The organism is Sutcliffiella horikoshii (genome assembly GCF_020524325.1).
Lineage (GTDB): Bacteria > Bacillota > Bacilli > Bacillales > Bacillaceae_I > Sutcliffiella_A > Sutcliffiella_A horikoshii_D.
The window spans coordinates 1-21,433 of the sequence record NZ_JAIVKY010000014.1 but is presented as its reverse complement, the minus strand read 5'-3'; the positions used below and the strand labels follow the sequence as shown (position 1 = coordinate 21,433).

Sequence of the window (21,433 nt, the reverse complement as noted above, 5' to 3'; positions counted from 1 at the left end):
AGCAAGTCATCTTCTCTTCTTTAGCGTTTTGTGTTATCTTTTCTCGCTTTATTTTCAAGCTTGGAATTTACTTCCTGCGCAAACTCCGCATCTTGACCATATCCTTGAGGGTTTACCCCAGGTGCTTTTTTGCCTCTGTTTGCTGATTTATTTTTACTCATGCTTCTCACCTCCGTTAGTAGTTTTCCTTTTTCAGCTAAAAATTATGTTGTATTGTGATATCAAAAATAACTCAAACTACTCAAGAGGTGATTAGTTTGAACCGACCACTTAAAATTGCTTTAAGTGCCATCTTATTGGCACAATTTTTAAAGATTCCAATAAAATTTCTTAGAACAGGCAGATGGGAATGGAGTACCTTCATTGAAACGGGAGGGATGCCGAGCTCACATTCGGCTGGAGTATCTGCATTGGCCACTATCATTGCGATGAAAAGGGGATTTAAAACGATAGATTTTGCGCTTTCTGCCATTTTTGGGCTAATCGTTATGTATGATGCACAGGGAGTGAGAAGACAAACAGGAGAGATTACTCTTGCGGTAAATGACCTTGCTGAAAAGTTGGATAGACTTGAGGGAAAACCTGATGAGAATGTCCATGACAAATTGGAAAAGCGTTTAAAAGAACGGCTGGGGCATCAGCCGGAGGAAGTAGTTGGAGGAGCTTTATTCGGTATTGCTCTCGCATTATTTGGTATGCGCCTGTTGCCTAAAAAGAAAAAATTGGAACTTTGGGACAAAATTTAATGGGCAAACGACAAATTTTGCGGTAAAATTGAAGAAGGGGACGTACAAAAGGATGGATAAACTTGAACAAATCATGGAGTACAGAAGATTACCTTCAACAACTTACCGCAAGGGGATTTAAATTCGGAGAAGATTCTCTTGGTTTTATAGAGTTTGGAAAGCACTACACAGATAGCTCAGACTATTTAGTCAACATAGCCATAGAAATTACACTAAAAGCCCAAAAGCAGTTTGATGGAAGTTTTTTTGTATCATTCTTGGAGATGATTAAACAGGAACAGATTCACTCCAAACGTGCAGCTTTTGAATTGGCTAAGGAAAAGAAGATTATTTAGAGAACTTTCCTGATTTTATGGGGAAGTTTTTTTGTTGTTGGGGGCGTGAAGTTGAATGGCTCCTTCTATATGCCGAAGCAGCTTGGTAAGAGGGTTTCTAGTAAAATAGAGGGATCCTATATGCCTGAAGCAGGATTGGAAAAGGTTGTTTGGTAATATAGAGGCGTTCTATACGACCGAAGCAGCTTCGCAAAACCTAAAACGGTAACAGAGAAGCCGTCTCAGCGCCCGAAGTAGCTCATCAAAACGCAAAACGGTAACAGAGAAGCCGTCTCAGCGCCCGAAGCAGCTCGCCAAAACGCAAAACGGTAACAGAGAAGTCGTCTCAGCGCCCGAAGTAGCTTCGCAAAACCTAAAACGGTAACAGAGAAGTCGTCTCAACGCCCGAAGTAGCTCATCAAAACGCAAAACGGTAAGAGAGAAGCCGTCTCAGTGCCCGAAGCAGCACACTAATAGCTCAAACAGTAACAGAGAACTCAAATTCCACCACACTATCAATTATTGTTAAACTGTATCGCCTTCCTTGACAACTCATCAGCCACCTTATTCTCTTTACTTGGCACCCATTTTATAAAAAATAATTCAAGCTGATCAGAAAGGCGCAAAGCTTCCTCCAACAGCACCCGATATTGCTGTTTTTTTGCAAATCGTTTTTCCATCGCGCTCTCCACCGCCTGAGAGTCAGTACGGAAAGAAACAATTCGATAGCCTTGTTTCGTACATATTTTCAATGCTTCGATCAATGCATGAAACTCTGCTTCATGATTTGACATCATTCCAAGCGGAATACTGTATTGTTCAGCTCCACCATGCCCTTTAATAAATATACCAGCTCCAGAAGGACCGGGGTCCCCAGCGCTTGCCCCGTCAATGTATACTTCAATCATTCCATTCCCCTGCCTATTAAAAAAGTGTTACACGAACATATTTCGATATGTCCTGTGATAAGATAAGAATACACAATAATAACAAAGTATTAAAGCCATAATGCCCATGTTTTTACTGCGAACGGGTATAAGTAAGAATCACTTAGTAGTAAAGGGGATACCCACAAAATGAAATTGACTTTAGAATGGCACTACCATACTCCAAAGCACATTGAGACCACCTTTAAAAGTGATGAACTTGATATTAGGCTGGCTCTTAGGCTTGCTGAAGATATAGAAAAGACGGGGAGAGTAAAGCGTCTTTCTTTCTTTGACCAGGATGGTTCAGAATGGACGAAAAAAGAAATTAACAAGTGGATTAAGCAGAGTGAAACAGGGATCTCAGATGTTGTTGCCTATTTTGATGGTGGATACGACGTAGACACAAAACTGGCGGGAATCGGAAATGTGGTTTATTATAATCAAAATAGAAAAGACTACAGATACAGAATTAATGCAAGGCTTGAAGAATTAGAATCCAACAATGAAGCGGAGTATGCTGCTTTTTATTTTCTGGTTCAACAACTTGAGAATCTTGAAATTCGTGCAATGGAAGTCACTTTTAAGGGCGACTCCCTTGTCGTTTTGAATCAGCTTTCTGGGGAATGGCCATGTTATGATGACCTCTTTAATCGTTGGCTAGATAAGATAGAGGGAAAGTTGAAGGAGCTTAAAATCAAGCCAGTATTTAAACCTGTTTCAAGAAAAGACAATACAGAGTCACATCAGTTGGCCAAACAGGCATTAGAAGGAACACCAATAGAAAGTAAACTGCAAGTGTGAATATATAGGAGTGACAATAAATAATGATTAATCGAAAAAAGATACTTTTGGAAGTTGGTGAAATTTTAGATACGTACTGTACGGAGTGTCTGGTTAAGCAAACGTTGCGTAAAGATTATGGAAAGACGCATGCTCAATCTTTTTGTATCAGTGAATGTACAGTAGGTGCTGAAATCAAGAAACTAGGAGACCAGTTAGTGGAGCGCAAATGATATAGCGCTTTACCGGCTGGTTTTTTCTTTGTTTAAGAAATAACAATAGTGGATAATTCTTTATCATCGTGATGAAGACCTTACTGACTAGGAATAAAGAGGAGGGAAGTCCTCATCGCCGGTATGAAGAGCTCTGTTACAAGGAAAAAGGACGAGGGAAGTCCTCATCGCCGGTATGAAGACCTTAGTGACAAGGAAAAAGGACAAGGGAAGTCCTCATCGCCGGTATGAAGAGCTCTGTTACAAGGAAAAAGGACGAGGGAAGTCCTCATCGCCGGTATGAAGACCTTAGTGACAAGGAAAAAGGACAAGGGAAGTCCTCATCGCTGATATGAAGACCTCGGTGACAAAGAAATAAAACAAAAAAAACCGCCCATTTAGGCGGTTATTTTCGTGCTTCAGAAAGCTGATGTTCGCATTGAGAAAGGGATAGTTCACAATTTTGAAGAAAATCGGTATCAAGTCCCGTTCCTGCACTTTTTGCATCGTTAAGTAAAGATCTAGCATTAGAAATGGCTCTTTCTGCATGATCCATAGCTTCAGGATCAAGGCTCATAGTAGCCGACCCCACCATTTTTTCTGCAGATTGGATGGATACCTGAACTTGAGACAAATCATTATATCCTGTGTGCAATTCAGTATTGTTGTTATATTGTTGTTTATCCATTATACAGCCTCCTTCTTATTTTAGAATAGGTAAAAGAGGCAAAAGATATTCACTTCATATTATTTATATAACAAAATAATTTACAGAAAATTATAAAAAGCATTGTGTGCTTGATTATAAGTCACTTATAATATAGAAGTATGTTATAGGTAAAATTATCCATTTAGGAGGGCGGCAATGAAAATATTACGTTTAGGCCACGCAATGTACGTTTTTACAACAGCAAACGGTAAAAAGTACTTAATCGACCCTTTTTTTGATATGAATCCAGGGTGTCCGGAAGAATATCAATCAGAAGAGTTTTTATCATCCATTGCAGGCGTTCTGTTAACCCATGGTCATTTTGACCATGTTAGCGGACTGGAAAAATTCAGAGAGTATAATCCAAATGCATTAGTTATTGCTCAATATGAACTGGCAATGATTCTGATGCAAAAAGGTTTTCAAAACATATATCCAATAAATCTTGGAGGTTCCTTTGCATTTAGTGATCTAAAAGCAACCATGGTTCAAGCAAAACATACCTCTAGCTATGGAGAAACAGAAGGTCTGCCGATTTATGCAGGTGAATCTGCTGGATATATTTTAAATTTTCTAGATGATCAAACAGTATATTTTTCTGGAGATACAGCATTAATGTTGGATATGAAGTTATTTCAGGCTGTATACGAACCATCAATAGCTATACTCTCATGTTCTGGACAATTTACTATGGGTCCTGCGGAAGCAGCATATGCCGTCCGCCACTTATTGGATGTGAAATACGTTATTCCAAGTCATACTTTTCCAAGTAGAGAATCAGCTACTTCTGTAGAGACTTTTGATCAACTTATTCAAGCTTTTCCAGTTGTAGGAAATATGATTGGAAGAGATGGGGAGCTTGCTGAATTACTTGCACAAGAAGAAAGTACTAAAGTTGTTTTAATAGGCTATGGAGAAGAGATAATTTTATAATCAGACTTTGAATATTAACCGAAAAAAGAGACCATCAATCAAATAATGGTCTCTCCCTTTTTCATATATGTTTTTACAACTTTAGATTAAAGTTTTGAAACGTTAGCAGCTTGTGGTCCGCGGTTTCCTTCAACGATTTCGAAAGAAACTTCTTGGCCTTCTTCTAAGGATTTGAAACCTTCACCAGTGATTGCAGAGAAATGTACGAATACGTCATCTCCACCTTCTACTTCGATAAATCCAAAACCTTTTTCGTTGTTGAACCATTTTACTTTACCGTTTTGCATTGTTCTTTTTCCTCCTAAAAATAGCGCACAAATGTGCCGTGAAATTGTATTATCACAACCAATTTCCAACTAAAAAGAAAGCGGTTAAATGACAACTTCAATATACAATATTTCCTCTATAAGAGTCAAGGTTTCAAACTTTGTACCTGTTTTATTTTCTTATTCCTCTCATATATATAGGTAAAGGAGGGATAAGCTATGCTGCGGACGAAATTTGAAGGTAGGGAAATGATATTGCGGATTAAAACGAATCTCCAATTGTATTCACTAGATGAGGAGACCATCTACAATAATTTGCAGGAATCCTTACAAGTTATTTATTTCATGGACACCTTCGCGCTAAAAATTGATGAATACCTCATAATTGGAGAAACTCAACAAAGTGCATATCCATTAATAACTGTCCAGAACATAGTGCCCAGAAAAAATATTGTGACCGTGTAACTATACAAACAAATGTTTTGCTTTTATAATAAATGTAGGAAAAGAGAAGGGATGCACCCTCTTTTCCTACATTTATTTATAGAGTGGAGTGGAAGATGTAGTGAAATTAATTATTGCTGAAAAGCCAGATCAAGGATTGAAGCTTGCTGCTCCATTTTCCTACAAGAAAAAGGATGGCTATGTTGAGATTCCCCCACAACCGATGTTCCCAAAAGGTGCCTTGCTTACATGGGCTGTTGGACATCTGTGTGAACTGTTGACTCCGGAAGAATACGATAAGGCGTGGAAACGCTGGTCCCTGCAAACTCTCCCAATCATACCCGAAAGATTCCAACACAAAGTAACCAAATCCAAATGGAAGCAATTTCAAACCGTCAAAAAATTAGTACATCACCCTGAAGTTTCTGAAGTAATTATGGCAGGTGATGCGGAACGGGAAGGCGAGGCAATCATACGTATCATTCTCCTTGTAAGCAATTGTCATAAACCACTAAAACGGCTATGGATTTCCTCTTTAACTCCTAAGGCTGTTGAAAAAGGTTTTGAGAACCTTTTAGAGGAGCATGAAACAAGAAATGTCTATTATGAAGCCCTAAGTAGATCTTGTGCCGATTGGCTGGTGGGGATGAATGCTTCCCGAGCGTATACTTTGCTTCTGCAACAAAAGGGGATATCTGATGTATTCTCTACAGGAAGAGTACAGACCCCTACATTGGCGTTGATTGTAAAAAGGGAGCTCGAAATTGAAAACTTTGTATCAAAGCCGTTTTGGGAAGTGCTGGCCACTTTTGATATGAATGGAAAGAAATATAAAGGTAAATGGCATAAGGAAGAAGAGTCAAGACTTGACGATGCTAATATAGCAGAAAAGATTGTGCAGTTCTGTAAAGGAAAAGAAGCGAAAATAGAAAACATCGAGAAAGAACGTAAAGAATTCCAGCCGCCGTTTCTCTTTAACCTTTCGTCTTTACAAGCTACTGCCAATAGCCTATATAAATTTTCTCCACAAAAAACATTAGAGGTTGCACAAAAACTTTACGTGAAAGGAATCATCTCCTATCCTCGTTCTGATTCTAGCTTTGTGACAAAGGAAGAAGCAGGCATGTTTCCTGAAACCTTGCAAAAATTGAGTGTTTTTAACGCATTTAAAGATTATTTTCCGCTTCCATTCTCATCCGTCATGAATAATAAACGGGTGGTGAATGAGAAAAAGGTAACAGATCACTACGCCATCATACCAACAGAGCAGGTGACAGATCCATCTAAAATGTCACCGGATGAAGAGAAAATTTATACACTTATCGTAAAACGCCTCATCGCTGCACACTACGATAAGGCGATTTTTGACTACACTTCGATACATACACTAGTAGGTGGACGAGCCACGTTTCTTTCAAAAGGAAAAGAAGAGGTTCAGGCAGGTTGGCGGACTGTCATTTATGGGAATAAAAAAGAAAAGGAAACAGATGAAGATGAACAAGATCTACCTTCCCTTGAACACGGAGAATCAGGGCGTGTTCATGACGTAAAAGTGAAAGAAGGAAAGACCCAGCCTCCTAAACGTTATACAGAAGGACAACTCATTACGGTGATGAAGACAGCCGGCAAACATTTAGAAGATGGAGAGCTCACCAAGGTTCTGAATAAAACGGAGGGCCTTGGAACAGAAGCAACACGCGCCGGGATAATCGGTGTATTAAAGGATAGAAAATATATTGATGTCAAACGAAATCAGGTATTCGCTACTAATAAAGGAAAGCTGCTGATTAAATCGATTGGATCTAGTATTTTAGCGAGTCCCGAAATGACTGCAAAATGGGAGCAACGTCTACATGAAATTGGTCAAGGTACAGCATCACCTGAGGAATTCATGGAACAGGCAAAGAAACTTTCCATAAAATTGATAGAGGATGCAAAGAATGAAAGCGCGCAATGGTCATTTGAAGGAATGGATATTAGTGAATTCAAATATTCAAAAGGAAAGCGCAAGGGACGTGGTTCTGCCGGAGTAGGAACAAAGGTCGGTTCGTGTAAAAAGTGCAATGGAGATGTAGTGGACAAAGGTTCGTTTTATGGATGCTCAAACTACACTTCAAATAAATGCAACTTCACCATTTCCAAGAAAATACTCGGAAAAACCATCTCTGCATCAAATGCGAAAAAACTCTTAACAGAAGGAAAAACGTCGGAAATCAAAGGTTTTAAAAAAGGAGAAAAGGTATTTAATGCTTCATTAGAGTTGAAAGAAGATAAATTGCAATTTGTCTTCTAGCTTTTTAATAATGTTAAAGGTCGGGGCTTGTGCTGCTCGGCCTTATTTTTTTTAGAAACAAGGGTATAGTATGTACTATAAAATGGAAAGGAGGGGTACCGTTGAAGGAGGCCATAAAGTTAAAGGACGTGCAGTTCAAAACGGATGATAAACTTATTCTTAAAGGTATTTCTGGTGGCATTACAGAAGGAGAAATCACTACCTTTGTCGGACCCTCTGGGGCGGGAAAGACCACTTTGTTGAAGATGCTTAACGGGCTTTTAACTCCTACATCGGGTGAAATAATCATAAATGGTAAAGACCTAAATAACTATGAACCGACAGAACTTCGAAAGCAAGTTGGGATTGCCCTTCAAAGTGCACCGATGGTTGATGGAGATGTTTTTGATAATTTATCACTACCTTTAAGGCTGCAAGAGCGCTCTCTTGAAGAGGAAGAGGCAATCAACATCTTAAATGTAGTCGGACTCGAAGAAAGCCATTTGCATCAGAATGTGAAGGATTTATCAGGTGGACAAAGACAAAAGTTATCCATTGCAAGGACACTTGTGAATCGTCCGAAAGTGTTACTGTTGGATGAAATAACTTCTTCATTGGATCAAACTTCACAAAAAGAGATCGATGAATTAATTCAAAGGGTAAGCAAAAAGTACGGCACCACAATAATATGGATAACCCATAACTTGAATCAGGCTTTAACAGTCGGAACCTATACATGGATCTTATGGAATGGAGAATTATTAGAAGCAGGGAAAAGTCAGGCTATCAAAAACTCAACAAACGAACATGTTCAAGCTTTTCTTAAGGGGGAGTTGAAATGAGCGCTTTTACTCTCGCAATTGCCCTTATTTTTGTAGTTATTCCAATCGTCCTTTCTAAAACATTTCAACTTGGGTTGGAAAAAGACACGATAATTGCTGTAATCAGGTCTGTTGTTCAGTTATTTATCGTTGGCTACTTGCTGACGTTCGTTTTTGAATCAGATGGATACTTCTTTATCATTTTAATGGTACTGATTATTATTGGGGCCGCTGTTCAAAATGTTGCAAGAAAGAAGACCCCGATAAAAGGAATCACATGGAAGGTGGCCATTACTTTCATTTTTATTGAAGTGCTGACACAAGGAATCTTAATTGGATTCAATATTATTCCTGCAACTGCACAGTATATCATTCCGATAAGCGGTATGATTATCGGTAATTCAATGGTACTCGGCATTCTATTTCTCAATAGGTTCCTTTCTGAAATAGAAGCACGAGAGGACGAAATCGACCTGATTCTTTCCCTTGGCGGGACCACCAAACAGGCGATACATACCCAGTTGATACAGGCCATTAAAGCAAGCATGATTCCAACGATTGAAAGTCAGAAGACAATTGGACTTGTCCAGTTGCCGGGAATGATGAGCGGTCAGATCATCGCTGGAGCTAGTCCCATTCAAGCAGTTCAATTTCAATTACTTATCGTCTTTTTATTACTAACCACAGCATCTGTCACAAGCATCATGCTGGGATTATTATCTTACCCGACACTATTTAATAACAGAAAACAACTTTTGAGGTTGAGATAAATAAACAGCAAAAAAAGCCAACTCACCAAGAGGGGCTTTTTTCATTTTTAAAAAACATATGACATAGTTGATTTCCGTTCCAGGCGCTTTGCTTGCCTGCGGGCGGTCCGTGAGCCTCTTCAGGCTTCGCCTTCCGGGGTCTCACCTGTCCCTTCCTCCCGCGGGCGTCTGCGCGCCTTCCACTCCAATCAACTAGGTGGCTTCATTCACCGAGGGTTAATAAAAAGGGATCTAACCGAGTTAATTGAAAAAATATTAACGTATCGTCTACCTAATTTCCAGCTGTGGATTGAAGCAAATGGCGGAGACTCCAGCGGGGGAATAACGGTAGCTTGAGACCACACAGCGCAGCGAGGAGGCTCAAGCACCGTCCCGCGGAAAGCGACGCCATTAGCGGAAAGGAACAGCGGCGTTCCACCAATACTAATGTTTTTACTTTGGTTATTAACTCCCTGTACTAGTAAATGCCCGAATTCCTCTGTTCCAGAACCAGTATGCAATAACAAATGAAACCAAGGCAATACCAGGGGTTATGAGAGCCATTGCGACCACGGATTCTTTTTCAAAAAAGTAAGTTGCGGGGTAGTACGCAGTAAATCCATATGGAATCAGCCAAGTGATGATCAATGTGACAGCCTTTGGATAAATAGTCAAAGGGTATCTTGCAAACTCACTTAACTGGAACACAGAAACGACAATAGGAAGACTGTCTACCATCCAAAATGAAAAAGTTATGAAAAACAGGTTAATGGCTACAAATAAAATTCCACTTGAGATAATGAAAACTAATAATAAAAGCAAGCTCTGTATTGTCCATTCAATCTCTAAATTTACACTAGCGATTGTTAGAACAATCCCACCTATGATTAACTGGCCGAACCCATCCTGCTGTACCCTTTCCGCTACAATTTGAAAAAGGGGATTGACTGGCCTTAGCAGAAGTCTGTCAAAGTTACCCGACCGAATATACTGCCATCCGAGCGTCCATAAATTATCAAAGAAAATATGATGAATAGAGCGACCTAAAAAGGCAATGGCATAGATGAAAAGAATTTCATAAAAAGTCCAGCCCTTCAGGACTTCTATATGGTCAAATACAATTTTCAAAAAGAAGAGTGCAGTGAATTGTTGGACCATGACAGAGAACAATCCGATGAAAAAGTCTGCTTTATACTCCATCATCACCTTTAAGTGATTGCTAAAGTATTTTCCGTATAAGAATGTATATCGTTTACACTTTTTCCACATAGGCTACCCTCCAAACACGGTTACTTTTTTTACAGCTTGCGTCCAAACAACTCGGACAACGACAAATAAGATAGCTAGCCAAAACAATTGGGTTGCAAAAGCAATGAAAGCATCAGGACCCATTTTTATTTGACCTGTGTATATTGCTACAGGTACGAAGATCATGGACTGAAACGGCAGAAAGCTGCTCACTTCCTGAAACCAACCCGGAAATAGAGTAAGTGGAATGAGGGCTCCTGAAAAGAATTTAACAATTGCCTCTCGTAACACTCTCACTCCCCACACATTGACTGTCCAAAACGCCAACACGCCAATAATAAGGTCAATTTGAGTCCCGATTAAAATTCCAACCACCATGCTGGCCAAAAACAATATAGCAACCTCGAAAGATGGAGGTGCTTCAATACCAATAAAAATAATGGCTACAAGAAAAATAGGGATGGTCGTTCGTACAAAGCTGTTTGCTTTAGAACCAAGGTCCATAAAGATTAACTTAGTCAGGTAATCATAAGGCTTTAATAACTCCAACGCTATATCGCCATTTTTAATATTTCTGGCCATCTCATTTCCTGCACCAGATACATAGTTTTCTAGCATCATAGCTATCACTACGTATGTAATCATGGATTCGAAGGAAATGGAAGAGATCTCGGTTCGATTTTGGAAAACAGCCACCCAGAAAAAATACATAATGACCAATCGGAGCAAAGTGGAGACAACATCCGCCCAATACCAAGCAAGGTAGGCGGTCTCGACTTTAATTTGAGACTTTAACAGCTCCAAGTACTTCAGCATGTTCCGGCCCCCGTTCGTAAATTTCCTGTACCACTTTCTCGATGCCAAGTTCTGTTATCGTAAAATCTTGAACGAGGTAGTCTCGCATAATCTCTTTCATAATTTCACTTCCAGAAATCTTTGTGTTGTTAAAATGGAGCAAAAAATGATGATCTTCCTCCGGTATTTCTAAATGAACAGAAGCTTTCAAGACAGCTGGAAGGGTGAAGAAGTCATTGGAATCAATTTCAAGCTTGATTGTACGGTTAAATCTTGTTTGCTGTTTAAGAGAAAGAAGGCTTCCATCATATATGACACTGCCTTTATCAATAATGATGATACGATGACAAAGCTCTTCTATATCTTGCATATCATGGGTGGTTAGAATGACCGTGGTCTGATGTTCCTTGTTCATTTGTTTAATGAATTGACGAATCTTTATTTTGACGGATGCATCTAAGCCTATGGTTGGTTCATCAAGATAAACAACGGATGGATTGTGTAGAAAGGCTGCAGCCAGCTCGCAACGCATCTTTTGCCCTAGAGAAAGCTGTCTGACCGGAATCGGCAAAAGCGCTTCCAAATCTAACACTTCCTTAAACTTCGCAAGATTTTTCTCATATACTTCTTGTGGAACTTCGTAGATATGTTTTAGTAGTTCAAGAGATTCTTGGACTGGAATGTCCCAAAATAACTGTGTCCGTTGACCGAAAACTGCTCCGATATTTTTAGCATTTTTGGTTCTATCTGAATAAGGCGTGATGCCATTCACTATGACAGAGCCTTCGTCAGGCGTGAGAATACCACTTATCATTTTGATAGTGGTGGATTTTCCGGCTCCATTAGAACCGATGTATCCGACAATTTCACCTTTTGGAATGGTAAAGCTAATATTGTTTACTGCTGTCTTATTTATATATTTTCTTTTGAATAAAGCTTTTACTGCACCAGTTAGTCCTGGATCTCTTTCGAACAAACGGTAATGCTTGCTGATGTTTTTTACTTCAATCATGTTGTTTACAACCTCCTTGTCCTTTCCGAATGAAAGCACTAACAAGAGAATATTATAAACACTTTAACGGGGATATGGAAGATATTTCTTTTGCGTATTTTAAAATAAATATTAGGATTTTTGTAAACACCGCTGTTGATTTCCGCAAATGGCTTCGCTTTCCTAGGGGCACTGCTGGAGCCTCCTCGGCAAGCCTGCGGGGTCTCCACCTAGCGCTATCTCCCTCAGGAGTCTCCGCCTTTTGCTCCAATCAACAGCTAGAGTGGCGAATATCCCCAAAACAAAAAGAATGATCTGATTGTAGATCATTCTTTCTTGTTGAGTTGAAGGTCCAACTCCATTAATCTAGCTATTTCAATGGAGTCATAGTGTGGTTGTTTTTTCAGCTGTTGGATGACACGTTCTTTTCTCTCGGTTGAATGATGTTGGTTCAATTTCCATTTACCTTGGAGGTTTTCTATCTTTATTCTTAATCCTACTATTCCATTTAATATACTTTCGACAGTGTCCAGGTTATCTTCCAATTTCCAAGGTTTCTCAAACCCTTCTTCATAGAAATCTGTTGCTTCTTTCAAGATATGTAGTAGCGTCTGGTCGTCATGTATTACTTCTACTTTCCCTTGAGCATGTGCACTTACATAGTTCCAAGTGGAAACAGTATTCTCTTCTTCATACCAGGAAGCAGAAATATAGGCATGAGGTCCGTTAAATACTGCTAGTGCATCTTTCGAGTCCAGTGTTTTCCACTGAGGATTTGCCTTTGCCATATGGGAAAGTAATGTAATGCTGCCATCCTCTTTAGTAGATATGATGAATGGCAAATGTGTAGCAGTTGGCAATCCTTCATGTTGAGAGAATAATACTCCAAAGCTGTTTGCACGGATAAATTGGATAATATCGTTTGTTTCTTCCTTTCTAAATTGCTTAGGTATATACATAGTAAAAGCTCCTTTATAGTTTCAATAGGCTAACTCTTAATGAAATTATATAGGATTTTATGAATATGTGGAGAAAAAAGAAGAAGAACTGCCCAAATGGACAGCTCTCAAGTTTATAGCTCCGTTTTATCTTTTTGATCTTTATTACGCTTATTGCCTTTGCTATTATCCCCGGCAACTTTTTCGTTCCCGGATGTAAAACTGCTTGTAGGGCTGTTCTGATTTTGGCTGCCGCCTTTGTTATATTTCTTCGTCATGATGGTTGGCTCCTTCTGTTAAATTAATATAACGGTAAGTTATCCAAGTTGTTTGTTGGATCTCCGTCGGCGTTTCCTCTTATATACATCTCGCCGTCTTTACCCTTAAACACATTTGCTCCAAGGACAGTGCCCTGATTTACATCGTTTATTGCTTCTTGATAGGAGAGAACTCTGCCGCTGGATGTTTTAAACCCTGTAATATCACCATCGCCATTTTTCTGAACTGCTACAAATGTTTCGCTCAAAGTAGATCCTCCTTTCTCTATACGATTGTAGCGTTTCCTTGTAGAATAAAATTATTCGATTGCAAAGTAGTTAGTGGAGATTTCAAATGGGGAGGATTCTTTCATATGAAGAAATTTAACTGGAATGAAGAAACAGAGAAGGTTTGGAATGAGCGAGCAGATTTTTGGCATGAAAACAGTGAAAATATGTGGTTAAACGGCAGCAGGAAAACGATTATTCCTTTTATAAAAGAGAGGTTAACTCAAGAAGCTCATGTTTTGGATGCAGGGTGTGGAGATGGTTTTGGTTCTTTCTTGTTAGCTGAGAACGGGTACCACGTAACAGGAGTGGATATAGCAGAAGCCATGATAGAAAGAGCTGTGCAAAAACGGGTACATACTAACATCACATTTCAAAAAGGGAGTTTGACGGAACTTCCGCTACAGAATCATTCCATGGATGCCGTGATGGCCATTAATTCTATTGAATGGGTAGAACAGCCTCTTCAAGTATTAGATGAATTTCATAAAGTTTTAAAGCCAGGAGGGAAATTGTTTCTGGGGTTGTTAGGGCCAACTGCCGGACCAAGGGCACATAGTTATCAAAGGCTATATGGAAAAGAAGCAATCTGCAACACTATGATGCCATGGGAGTTTGAACGCCTTGCTCTTGAAAATGGTTGGGAACTTTTGGACGGGATGCCCGTATATAAGGAAGAAGCGAAAAAACTAGATACTACTAATTTACCTCGCTTTTTAAAGCAAGCGTTAACGTTCATGTGGGTATTTGAGTTGCAGAAAAAATAGGGAGGCGATTTTTTTATGTCTAAGTATTCCATTCAGCAATTTATTCAAAAAAGTAAACAAGAGGATAAAGGGCAAGGTCTATTTGAGTTAGAGACGGAAAGAATACTTGAGGTGAATCTTAATGGAGATATTTGGGCCAAAATGGGTTCAATGATTTCCTATGAGGGTTCCATCAAGTTTCAACGTGAAGGAATGTTAGAACACGGTTTAGGTAAACTGATGAAAAAAGCCCTTACCGGAGAAGGTTCACAACTTATGAAGGCCTCTGGGAAGGGGAAACTGTATATTGCTGATCAGGGTAAAAAAATTACAATCCTTGATCTCGAAGGTGACAACATATATATCAATGGCAACGACCTACTTGCTTTTGAAAAAGGGTTGGATTGGGACATTAAGCTTATGAGAAGAGTGGCAGGCATGATGGCAGGCGGACTATTTAATGTAAGGTTAGAAGGTCGTGGCATGGTTGCCTTTACCTCGCACTATGAGCCGCTAACTTTAATGGTATATCCAGGACAGCCTGTTTATACAGATCCGAATGCAACGGTAGCTTGGTCAGGAAACCTCCAGCCAGAGTTTGTTACAGATGTACAATTGAAAACTTTTTTAGGTAGAGGAAGTGGTGAATCGATCCAAATGAAATTCGCCGGAAGCGGCTTTGTGGTAGTTCAACCGTTTGAAGAAGTATACACAACCGGAGAATAGCACTCCACCACATAAAAAACCTTTGCTTAATCACTCTAATGTAGTAAGCTAGATGTTTAACGAATTTATAATCTTAGTTGTTATATATATAGGAGTGAAACAAATGAGTAGTGGAAAGAGCAAAGGCGGAGGAACTGGCCGCGGAACAGGTAAGAAGGGATGGAGCCGATGGCAAAAAGCAGCCAACAAAGCCAAAAGCAACAAACCTTATAAAAGTAAAGGTGCAAAATCAAAAAGCAATAGTGGATCGGAATAAAATAAAATAAAAAGCTTGGAAGCATTAATTATCAGCTTCCAAGCTTTTTTTTCTGGGATCTAATAGTAGAGGAAAAATTAATCTGTGATATCTTCTCGCTTTCGTTGAGAATATCCTCCATAATCACCTCTTGAGATGCTGGCAGATTCAGTTTTTTTATTGATAACTGAAGAGAGGACTGTTTCTGTTTGTCTACAAGTAAAGATTCAATTCTAAGCAACAAATCTTCTTGGTTTTTAGCTATCAAGGCTGCTCCTTTTTGTGAGAAAAATAGTGCATTTTCCTTTTCCTGACCAGGAACAGGCTTGTAAAGGATAAGAGGGGTGCCAGTGGCAGTAGCCTCTGTGAGAGTAATACCACCAGGCTTTGTAACCATTACATTTGCAAGCTTGGATAGCTCATCAATTCTTTCTACATACCCGAAGCAATGGAACCTATCATTATATCTAGTAGTTAAATGTGCCAATTCGTTTTTTAATGAATGATTTTTGCCGCACACTACCGCTAACTGATGATTGGTACTTAAGAGAAGTGTTTCACATATTTCTTTAATATTCTTCAGCACACCATGTGCACCGGCAATAAGTAAGATTAAGTTTTTCTCAGGATTTATTTGATATTTTTCATACAAATTCTTCTTGTCATATGCTTGTGAAAAGGCAGGACGGATGGGGATGCCGCTTACCACAATTTTAGAGTCCATCACGCCTCGTGATTGTAACTTTGCTTTCAATTCATTGCAAGCAACATAATATTTATCAATATCGTCATGGAGCCAAAGACTATGCAGGCAATAATCAGTAATGATATTAAAAGTGGGTATGACTATTCCTGTCCGACGACGGAATTCAGGTACGGCATTAATGGGAAAGGTGTTAATTAAAATGTCCGGCTGTTCTGTTTGGATAAGGGAAGTAAGCCGTTTGAAACCGTACTGGTAATACCAGCGAAGCATCTTTTTATTTTGAATGATATCCGTTCCGTAATAAAAAAGTTTATAGAATTGCTTCCCATACGTAAAACTTTTTGTATAAAGTTTTTCTGTAACTTCTGAAATGAACGGATGGGACTCTGCATATAGATTGCATATTTTTACACTCGTAAGGCCTCTGTTTACGCATTCTTGGTAAAGAGAATTAGCTACCTGTAGATGGCCGTTTCCATAAGAAGCAGTTAATATTATGACTTTTAAACCTTTTTTCCTCATCTTTAACCCTCCTAACCATAATACCTACAAAAAAATTCTAGCACCCTTATATTAGGGGTGAATTAAAGTTTTTCAAATTTTATGTAAATTTTTTCAGGCAAAATAATAAGAGCAGAACCAATCCATAATTTTCAGAAATAGTGGTACAATAATAGCATTGCAAAAAAACAAAAAAGTCTATCATTTATCGGGGGAATGAAGAATGAAGCATACTAAGACAGCTGTGCTAAGCGATATTGAGATTGCCCAGCAAGCTTCTATGAAAAAGATTATGGACATTGCAAGTCTGCTTGATATTGAAGAAGATGAAATAGAGCTCTATGGTAAGTACAAAGCAAAGCTCTCACTTGACATTACAAAACGTTTACATAATAAACAAAACGGTAAAGTGATTTTAGTTACGGCAATAAATCCCACCCCTGCAGGAGAAGGGAAATCGACTGTAACAGTGGGTCTTGGACAGGCGCTTAACAAGCTAGGGAAGAAAACCATAATTGCTATGCGCGAACCTTCACTTGGACCGACAATGGGAATGAAGGGTGGAGCAACGGGCGGAGGGTACTCACAGGTGTTGCCGATGGAAGATATCAACCTTCACTTTACAGGGGATATCCATGCCATTACAACAGCAAATAATGCGCTCGCTGCTATGATTGATAACCACATCCATCAAGGAAATGATTTAAAGATAGATACCAGAAGAATTACTTGGAAAAGGGTTCTTGACCTCAATGACCGTGCGCTTAGAAAAGTAGTCATCGGTATGGGAGGGCCAACACAAGGTGTTCCACGAGAAGATGGTTTTGATATTACGGTTGCTTCTGAAATTATGGCCGTATTCTGTTTAGCAAAAGATGTAGTTGACTTAAAAGAGAGGCTTGCTAGAATTGTCATCGGATATGACATGGAAAAGAAACCAGTGACTGTAAAAGATCTAAAAGTAGAAGGTGCCTTAACGTTACTTCTAAAAGACGCTTGCATGCCAAACCTTGTTCAAACGATGGAACATACGCCCGCCATCATTCATGGAGGTCCCTTTGCCAACATAGCTCATGGATGTAATAGTGTGATTGCGACACAAATGGCAGCAAAATTAGGGGATTATGTGGTTACCGAAGCAGGGTTCGGAGCAGATCTTGGTGCGGAGAAATTCCTGCACATCAAGACGCCTGCACTTGGCTTTAACCCCGAAGCAGTGGTTATTGTAGCTACGATTCGTGCCATTAAGATGCACGGTGGTATATCTAAAGATCAATTAAAAGAAGAGAACCTGGAAGCACTAAAAATAGGGATTGAAAATGTAAAAAAGCATGTGGAAACAGTTGAAAAGTTTGGCCTGCCATATGTAATAGCTCTTAATGAATTCATTACAGATACGGCTGCTGAAATAGAGTTTGTGAAAAATTGGTGTCAAGAAAATGATATTCCTATGGCCCTTACTCAAGTATGGGAACAAGGAGGAGATGGCGGTGTAGCATTAGCGCAAACGGTACTCGAACAAATGGAGACTAAAAAGCCTGCCTATACACCGCTCTATCAATCAGAAGATACGCTTGAACAAAAGCTTGAGGCAATTGTGAAAAATGTATACGGCGGTTCAGGTGTGGAATTGTTGCCCGCTGCCCAGAAGCAACTTCAGCAAATAGTTGGAGAAGGATGGGGGCACTTGCCAGTATGTATGGCCAAGACACAATATTCACTAACCGATGATGCGAAAATGATAGGAAGACCAGAGAACTTCACTGTAACCATTAGAGAGCTGAAGCCTTCCGTTGGCGCAGGCTTCATTGTAGCATTAACAGGAAACATCATGACAATGCCTGGACTGCCGAAAGAGCCGGCAGCATTGAAGATGGATGTTGATGAAGAAGGAAAAGCGGTAGGTTTGTTCTAAGTGAATGAACACACAATTAATGGACAGAGGAAACACCTTCATCCATAATAAAAAGAAAAATGAGGTGAATGCATTGGCATCTATTTATGATTTTTCTGCGCCAGATATTAAAGGAAATGAAGTACCGCTTTCAGAATATAAAGACTACGTGCTATTGATTGTCAATACAGCAAGCAAATGTGGTTTCACACCACAATTTGAAGAGTTAGAAGAGCTCTATAAAGAATATAAGGACAAAAAGTTTATGGTGCTGGGCTTTCCATGTAACCAGTTTGGAAACCAAGAGCCTGGAAAAGAAGAAGACATAAATGAATTTTGTCAATTGAATTATGGTGTCTCGTTCCCGATGTTTTCAAAAGTAGATGTGAACGGTGAGGATGCTCACCCACTATTTGACTATTTAAAAGAAAATGCAAAGGGATTATTGGGGTCTAAAGCAGTAAAATGGAATTTTACAAAGTTCCTGGTTAACAGAGACGGAGAAGTAGTGGAGCGCTTTGCATCGGCAACCTCTCCATCCAAAATGAAAAATGATATTGAAAAATTACTATAATAAATTCACTGCTTTTTTTGTAGGATGAAGAATAAGTTTACAATATTAAAGCTAGTATAAAAGCAAACCCTTTTCTGAAAATAGAGAAGGGTTTTTCTGTATTACTATCGAATAAATAATAATATCACTATTCAAAGAAAGGAGTAACTTATTGAAGATTATAGATGCACATGTCCATTTTTCTAAAATAAAGAGCTTTCAGGACACCGCGGAAAGCATATCTAGACTCTCCTATACATACGAAGGACTTCTTAATGAATGGAAGGATTATAACGTGGTAGGGGCTGTAGCAATGGGGGTCACAGAGACAGAACCAAATGCATTCCCTGATTATAAAAGTAATACACCGATGGGATTGAATCTGGCAACCTCCATTCCTCCAACCATGGGCTATTGTCCCGGGATAAATCCCTATAAATTGCAGGAGGAAAACTTACAAAGCTTAGAAAGAGAAATTCAGAAGCGAAATGTGGTAGGAATGAAAATATATTTGGGTTACTACCCTTTTTATGCATACGATGAAGTATATTCCCCCGTATATCGGCTGGCTGCCAAATATAATCAACCGGTTGTGTTCCACACTGGTGATACTTATTCAGAAAGAGGACTATTAAAGTATTCTCATCCATTAACATTAGACGAAGTGGCGGTGTTTAACAGGGATGTGACGTTTGTGATGGCACATTTCGGGGATCCATGGGTATTGGATGGTGCGGAAGTCGTTTATAAAAATAAAAATATGTATGCTGATCTTTCAGGTTTGATTGTTGGCACAAATCAGGAAATAAACCGCCACAAGAAAACGAGATTTCTACAACACCTCTTACATGCATTGGATTATTGCGATCATTACGAAAAATTGATGTTTGGAACAGACTGGCCACTAATTACCGTCGGAGCTTATCTCTCGTTTATAAAAGAAATCATCCCAGAAGACTATCATCAAGCAGTTTTTTATGACACTGCTCTAAAGGTATTCCCACGGTTGCAAGAATTATTATCAGAATAATAGAATAAAATAGGAAAAAAGATAGAGGACAGGGGGAGTTTTTAATGGAGAAAATAGCATGGGTTACAGATAGCACAGCATATTTGGACGAGATGTTGACAAATCATCCTGATGTTTACAGCATTCCAATGGTAGTCTACTTTGAAGAAGAGGAATTTCTTGATGGAGTGACCTTATCTTTAGAGGACTTCTACACAAAACTTGAGCAAAGTAACACTCCACCCAAAACATCGCAACCTTCCGTAGGGGCATTTGTTGAATTGTACAATAAATTGGCAGAATCATATGATCGAATTATTTCCGTGCATTTATCCAGTCATCTGAGCGGGACTGTCTCCTCTAGTACTCAGGCTGGGGATCTAGTGGATATTCCTGTTCACACCATTGATTCTAAGGTCATATCCTTTCCCTTATCTTCGATGGTGAAAAAGGGAATCGAGGCACAAGAAGCAGGGAAATCATATGAAGAGATTATAGAGCATTTAAATGATTTAGCCACGAAATGTGATATATACGTTTTGATAGGCAGTCTAGAACAATTGCACCGAAGCGGACGAATGTCAGGTGTTCAAAAATTACTAGGAAGTCTGCTTCAAATAAAACCGATCATACAAATTAAAGATGGAAAATTAGATGTCGCGGAAAAAGTTCGTACACAGAAGAAGGCGTTATTGAAAATAATCGATTTCTTAGATGAAGCACACGGGAGTTCAACTATAAAAGAACTGTTTGTCCTACACGGAACAAACATAGGGGAAGCGGACGCGCTAGTAGACAACCTGAAAGGAAAATATCCGGATATTCCAATTAATCGCTTTCCATTATCTACTGCCATCGCCGTACATGCTGGAGTTAATACGATCGGCATTTCCTGGTACAACGAATAACAGTCAGCGATATTGAAGGACATATTGGATTTCTTTATGATCAAGGGGATAAGCTCCAATTAAGGTATAACCTATGCTAAGGTATCTGGACAAAGTTTCAGCGCAGCTGCTAGCAGTTGGTTCGGATGGGGCGTGGTCACTCTTAAAAACGGCTACCACTTGATTGGTTAAATAATTGCATCTTATAAGAACAATATGAGTTCCAAACCAGGCAGTTCCAATTTGAGAACCATTCATAATCCGAGGATACATCATTCCTCACTCCTTTCTAGCTAATGTGCACCGTCCGTTAACCCCAGACGTCGCCGTTAGCTTTTTTATTAGATTGGAAAATATATATTACAGTTGATTTCCGTTCCAGGCGCTTCGCTTGCCTGCGGGCGGTCCGTGAGCCTCCTGATATGAACGAAACTGTCAAGGCCCCCACTCTTCTAGGTGTTTTTGTTTTGTTTTTGTGCAACTC

27 protein-coding genes are annotated in these 21,433 nt (G+C 39.3%); 16 read left to right on the top strand and 11 right to left on the bottom strand.

The features are described from left to right. Positions 1-20: 20 nt before the first annotated feature. Positions 21-161, bottom strand: coding sequence for a small, acid-soluble spore protein L (locus tag LC091_RS18515; RefSeq protein ID WP_226683515.1), 141 nt, complete (start codon positions 159-161; stop codon positions 21-23). A gap of 96 nt (positions 162-257) precedes the next feature. Here LC091_RS18515 and LC091_RS18510 point away from each other — a divergent pair, with 96 nt between their 5' ends. Next, a complete protein-coding gene (locus LC091_RS18510) occupies positions 258-746 on the top strand; it encodes a divergent PAP2 family protein (RefSeq protein ID WP_226683513.1) in 489 nt (162 codons plus the stop codon). A 62-nt stretch (positions 747-808) separates the two neighbouring features. Next, positions 809-1,081 carry a DUF6123 family protein gene (locus tag LC091_RS18505; protein WP_226683511.1) on the top strand — a complete coding sequence of 91 codons (273 nt, stop codon included), beginning with the start codon at positions 809-811 and terminating at the stop codon, positions 1,079-1,081. 494 nt (positions 1,082-1,575) lie between these two features. On the opposite strand, the gene LC091_RS18500 is transcribed toward LC091_RS18505, so the two are convergent. After that, entirely contained in the window at positions 1,576-1,968 is a 393-nt protein-coding gene (locus LC091_RS18500; protein ID WP_226683510.1) for a reverse transcriptase-like protein, read from the bottom strand. A 168-nt stretch (positions 1,969-2,136) separates the two neighbouring features. Between LC091_RS18500 and LC091_RS18495 the strand changes: the two genes are divergently transcribed. Together LC091_RS18495 and LC091_RS18490 are read left to right on the top strand one after the other, a co-directional pair. Next, entirely contained in the window at positions 2,137-2,790 is a 654-nt protein-coding gene (locus tag LC091_RS18495) for a reverse transcriptase-like protein (protein ID WP_226683509.1), read from the top strand. A gap of 23 nt (positions 2,791-2,813) precedes the next feature. Continuing rightward, complete coding sequence (locus LC091_RS18490) at positions 2,814-3,002, top strand: zinc-finger domain-containing protein (RefSeq protein ID WP_010193776.1); 189 nt, start codon at positions 2,814-2,816, stop codon at positions 3,000-3,002. A gap of 385 nt (positions 3,003-3,387) precedes the next feature. On the opposite strand, the gene LC091_RS18485 is transcribed toward LC091_RS18490, so the two are convergent. Continuing rightward, complete coding sequence (locus LC091_RS18485; protein ID WP_404819702.1) at positions 3,388-3,669, bottom strand: DUF2564 family protein; 282 nt, start codon at positions 3,667-3,669, stop codon at positions 3,388-3,390. A gap of 177 nt (positions 3,670-3,846) precedes the next feature. Between LC091_RS18485 and LC091_RS18480 the strand changes: the two genes are divergently transcribed. Further along, positions 3,847-4,623, top strand: a complete 777-nt coding sequence (locus LC091_RS18480; RefSeq protein WP_226683507.1) for a metal-dependent hydrolase — start codon at positions 3,847-3,849, stop codon at positions 4,621-4,623. 86 nt (positions 4,624-4,709) lie between these two features. Here the strand turns inward: LC091_RS18480 and cspD are convergent, their stop codons facing one another. Further along, positions 4,710-4,910, bottom strand: coding sequence for a cold-shock protein CspD (gene cspD / locus LC091_RS18475; protein ID WP_060663892.1), 201 nt, complete (start codon positions 4,908-4,910; stop codon positions 4,710-4,712). A 198-nt stretch (positions 4,911-5,108) separates the two neighbouring features. On the opposite strand from cspD, the gene LC091_RS18470 reads away from it, so the two are divergent. The 4 genes from LC091_RS18470 (at position 5,109) to LC091_RS18455 (ending at position 9,196) form a co-directional block, all read left to right on the top strand. Continuing rightward, the gene (locus tag LC091_RS18470) at positions 5,109-5,354 is read left to right on the top strand and encodes a hypothetical protein (RefSeq protein WP_226683505.1); all 246 of its coding nucleotides are present in this window, start codon (positions 5,109-5,111) and stop codon (positions 5,352-5,354) included. A gap of 100 nt (positions 5,355-5,454) precedes the next feature. Further along, on the top strand, positions 5,455-7,626 hold the full coding sequence (locus LC091_RS18465) for a DNA topoisomerase III (RefSeq protein ID WP_226683504.1): 2,172 nt from the start codon (positions 5,455-5,457) through the stop codon (positions 7,624-7,626). A 101-nt stretch (positions 7,627-7,727) separates the two neighbouring features. Next, positions 7,728-8,447, top strand: a complete 720-nt coding sequence (locus LC091_RS18460) for an ABC transporter ATP-binding protein (protein WP_226683503.1) — start codon at positions 7,728-7,730, stop codon at positions 8,445-8,447. After that, positions 8,444-9,196, top strand: coding sequence for an ABC transporter permease (locus tag LC091_RS18455; protein WP_226683501.1), 753 nt, complete (start codon positions 8,444-8,446; stop codon positions 9,194-9,196). Before LC091_RS18460 ends, LC091_RS18455 begins: the two co-directional genes overlap by 4 nt. A gap of 444 nt (positions 9,197-9,640) precedes the next feature. On the opposite strand, the gene LC091_RS18450 is transcribed toward LC091_RS18455, so the two are convergent. From LC091_RS18450 to LC091_RS18425, 6 genes are all read right to left on the bottom strand, one after another. Further along, a complete protein-coding gene (locus tag LC091_RS18450; RefSeq protein WP_226683499.1) occupies positions 9,641-10,444 on the bottom strand; it encodes an ABC transporter permease in 804 nt (267 codons plus the stop codon). 3 nt (positions 10,445-10,447) lie between these two features. Next, positions 10,448-11,239, bottom strand: a complete 792-nt coding sequence (locus tag LC091_RS18445; protein ID WP_226683497.1) for an ABC transporter permease — start codon at positions 11,237-11,239, stop codon at positions 10,448-10,450. Next, on the bottom strand, positions 11,202-12,230 hold the full coding sequence (locus tag LC091_RS18440; RefSeq protein WP_226683496.1) for an ABC transporter ATP-binding protein: 1,029 nt from the start codon (positions 12,228-12,230) through the stop codon (positions 11,202-11,204). The genes LC091_RS18445 and LC091_RS18440 overlap by 38 nt, the downstream gene beginning before the upstream one ends. A 305-nt stretch (positions 12,231-12,535) precedes the next feature. Continuing rightward, a complete protein-coding gene (locus LC091_RS18435; protein ID WP_226683494.1) occupies positions 12,536-13,168 on the bottom strand; it encodes an FMN-binding negative transcriptional regulator in 633 nt (210 codons plus the stop codon). Positions 13,169-13,281: 113 nt separating this feature from the next. Then, complete coding sequence (locus LC091_RS18430) at positions 13,282-13,425, bottom strand: hypothetical protein (RefSeq protein WP_226683492.1); 144 nt, start codon at positions 13,423-13,425, stop codon at positions 13,282-13,284. Positions 13,426-13,448: 23 nt separating this feature from the next. Continuing rightward, complete coding sequence (locus LC091_RS18425; protein ID WP_226683490.1) at positions 13,449-13,673, bottom strand: DUF3892 domain-containing protein; 225 nt, start codon at positions 13,671-13,673, stop codon at positions 13,449-13,451. A 105-nt stretch (positions 13,674-13,778) separates the two neighbouring features. Between LC091_RS18425 and LC091_RS18420 the strand changes: the two genes are divergently transcribed. From LC091_RS18420 to LC091_RS18410, 3 genes are all read left to right on the top strand, one after another. Further along, entirely contained in the window at positions 13,779-14,459 is a 681-nt protein-coding gene (locus LC091_RS18420) for a class I SAM-dependent methyltransferase (protein WP_226683489.1), read from the top strand. 15 nt (positions 14,460-14,474) lie between these two features. Further along, positions 14,475-15,164: an AIM24 family protein gene (locus LC091_RS18415; RefSeq protein WP_226683488.1), complete on the top strand. Its 690-nt coding sequence runs from the start codon at positions 14,475-14,477 to the stop codon at positions 15,162-15,164. Positions 15,165-15,267: 103 nt separating this feature from the next. Then, positions 15,268-15,420: a DUF3934 family protein gene (locus tag LC091_RS18410; RefSeq protein ID WP_226683486.1), complete on the top strand. Its 153-nt coding sequence runs from the start codon at positions 15,268-15,270 to the stop codon at positions 15,418-15,420. A 31-nt stretch (positions 15,421-15,451) separates the two neighbouring features. Here LC091_RS18410 and LC091_RS18405 read toward each other — a convergent pair whose 3' ends face one another. Further along, positions 15,452-16,627, bottom strand: a complete 1,176-nt coding sequence (locus LC091_RS18405) for a diglucosyl diacylglycerol synthase (protein ID WP_226683485.1) — start codon at positions 16,625-16,627, stop codon at positions 15,452-15,454. Between the two features lie 202 nt (positions 16,628-16,829). Here LC091_RS18405 and LC091_RS18400 point away from each other — a divergent pair, with 202 nt between their 5' ends. The 4 genes from LC091_RS18400 to LC091_RS18385 all read left to right on the top strand — a co-directional run bounded on the left by LC091_RS18400 (position 16,830) and on the right by LC091_RS18385 (position 20,970). Beyond that, the gene (locus tag LC091_RS18400) at positions 16,830-18,521 is read left to right on the top strand and encodes a formate--tetrahydrofolate ligase (RefSeq protein WP_226683483.1); all 1,692 of its coding nucleotides are present in this window, start codon (positions 16,830-16,832) and stop codon (positions 18,519-18,521) included. A 19-nt stretch (positions 18,522-18,540) separates the two neighbouring features. Continuing rightward, entirely contained in the window at positions 18,541-19,074 is a 534-nt protein-coding gene (locus tag LC091_RS18395; RefSeq protein ID WP_226683584.1) for a glutathione peroxidase, read from the top strand. Positions 19,075-19,225: 151 nt separating this feature from the next. Continuing rightward, positions 19,226-20,083: an amidohydrolase family protein gene (locus LC091_RS18390; RefSeq protein ID WP_226683481.1), complete on the top strand. Its 858-nt coding sequence runs from the start codon at positions 19,226-19,228 to the stop codon at positions 20,081-20,083. Between the two features lie 44 nt (positions 20,084-20,127). After that, complete coding sequence (locus LC091_RS18385; protein ID WP_226683480.1) at positions 20,128-20,970, top strand: DegV family protein; 843 nt, start codon at positions 20,128-20,130, stop codon at positions 20,968-20,970. Positions 20,971-21,433: the final 463 nt, after the last annotated feature.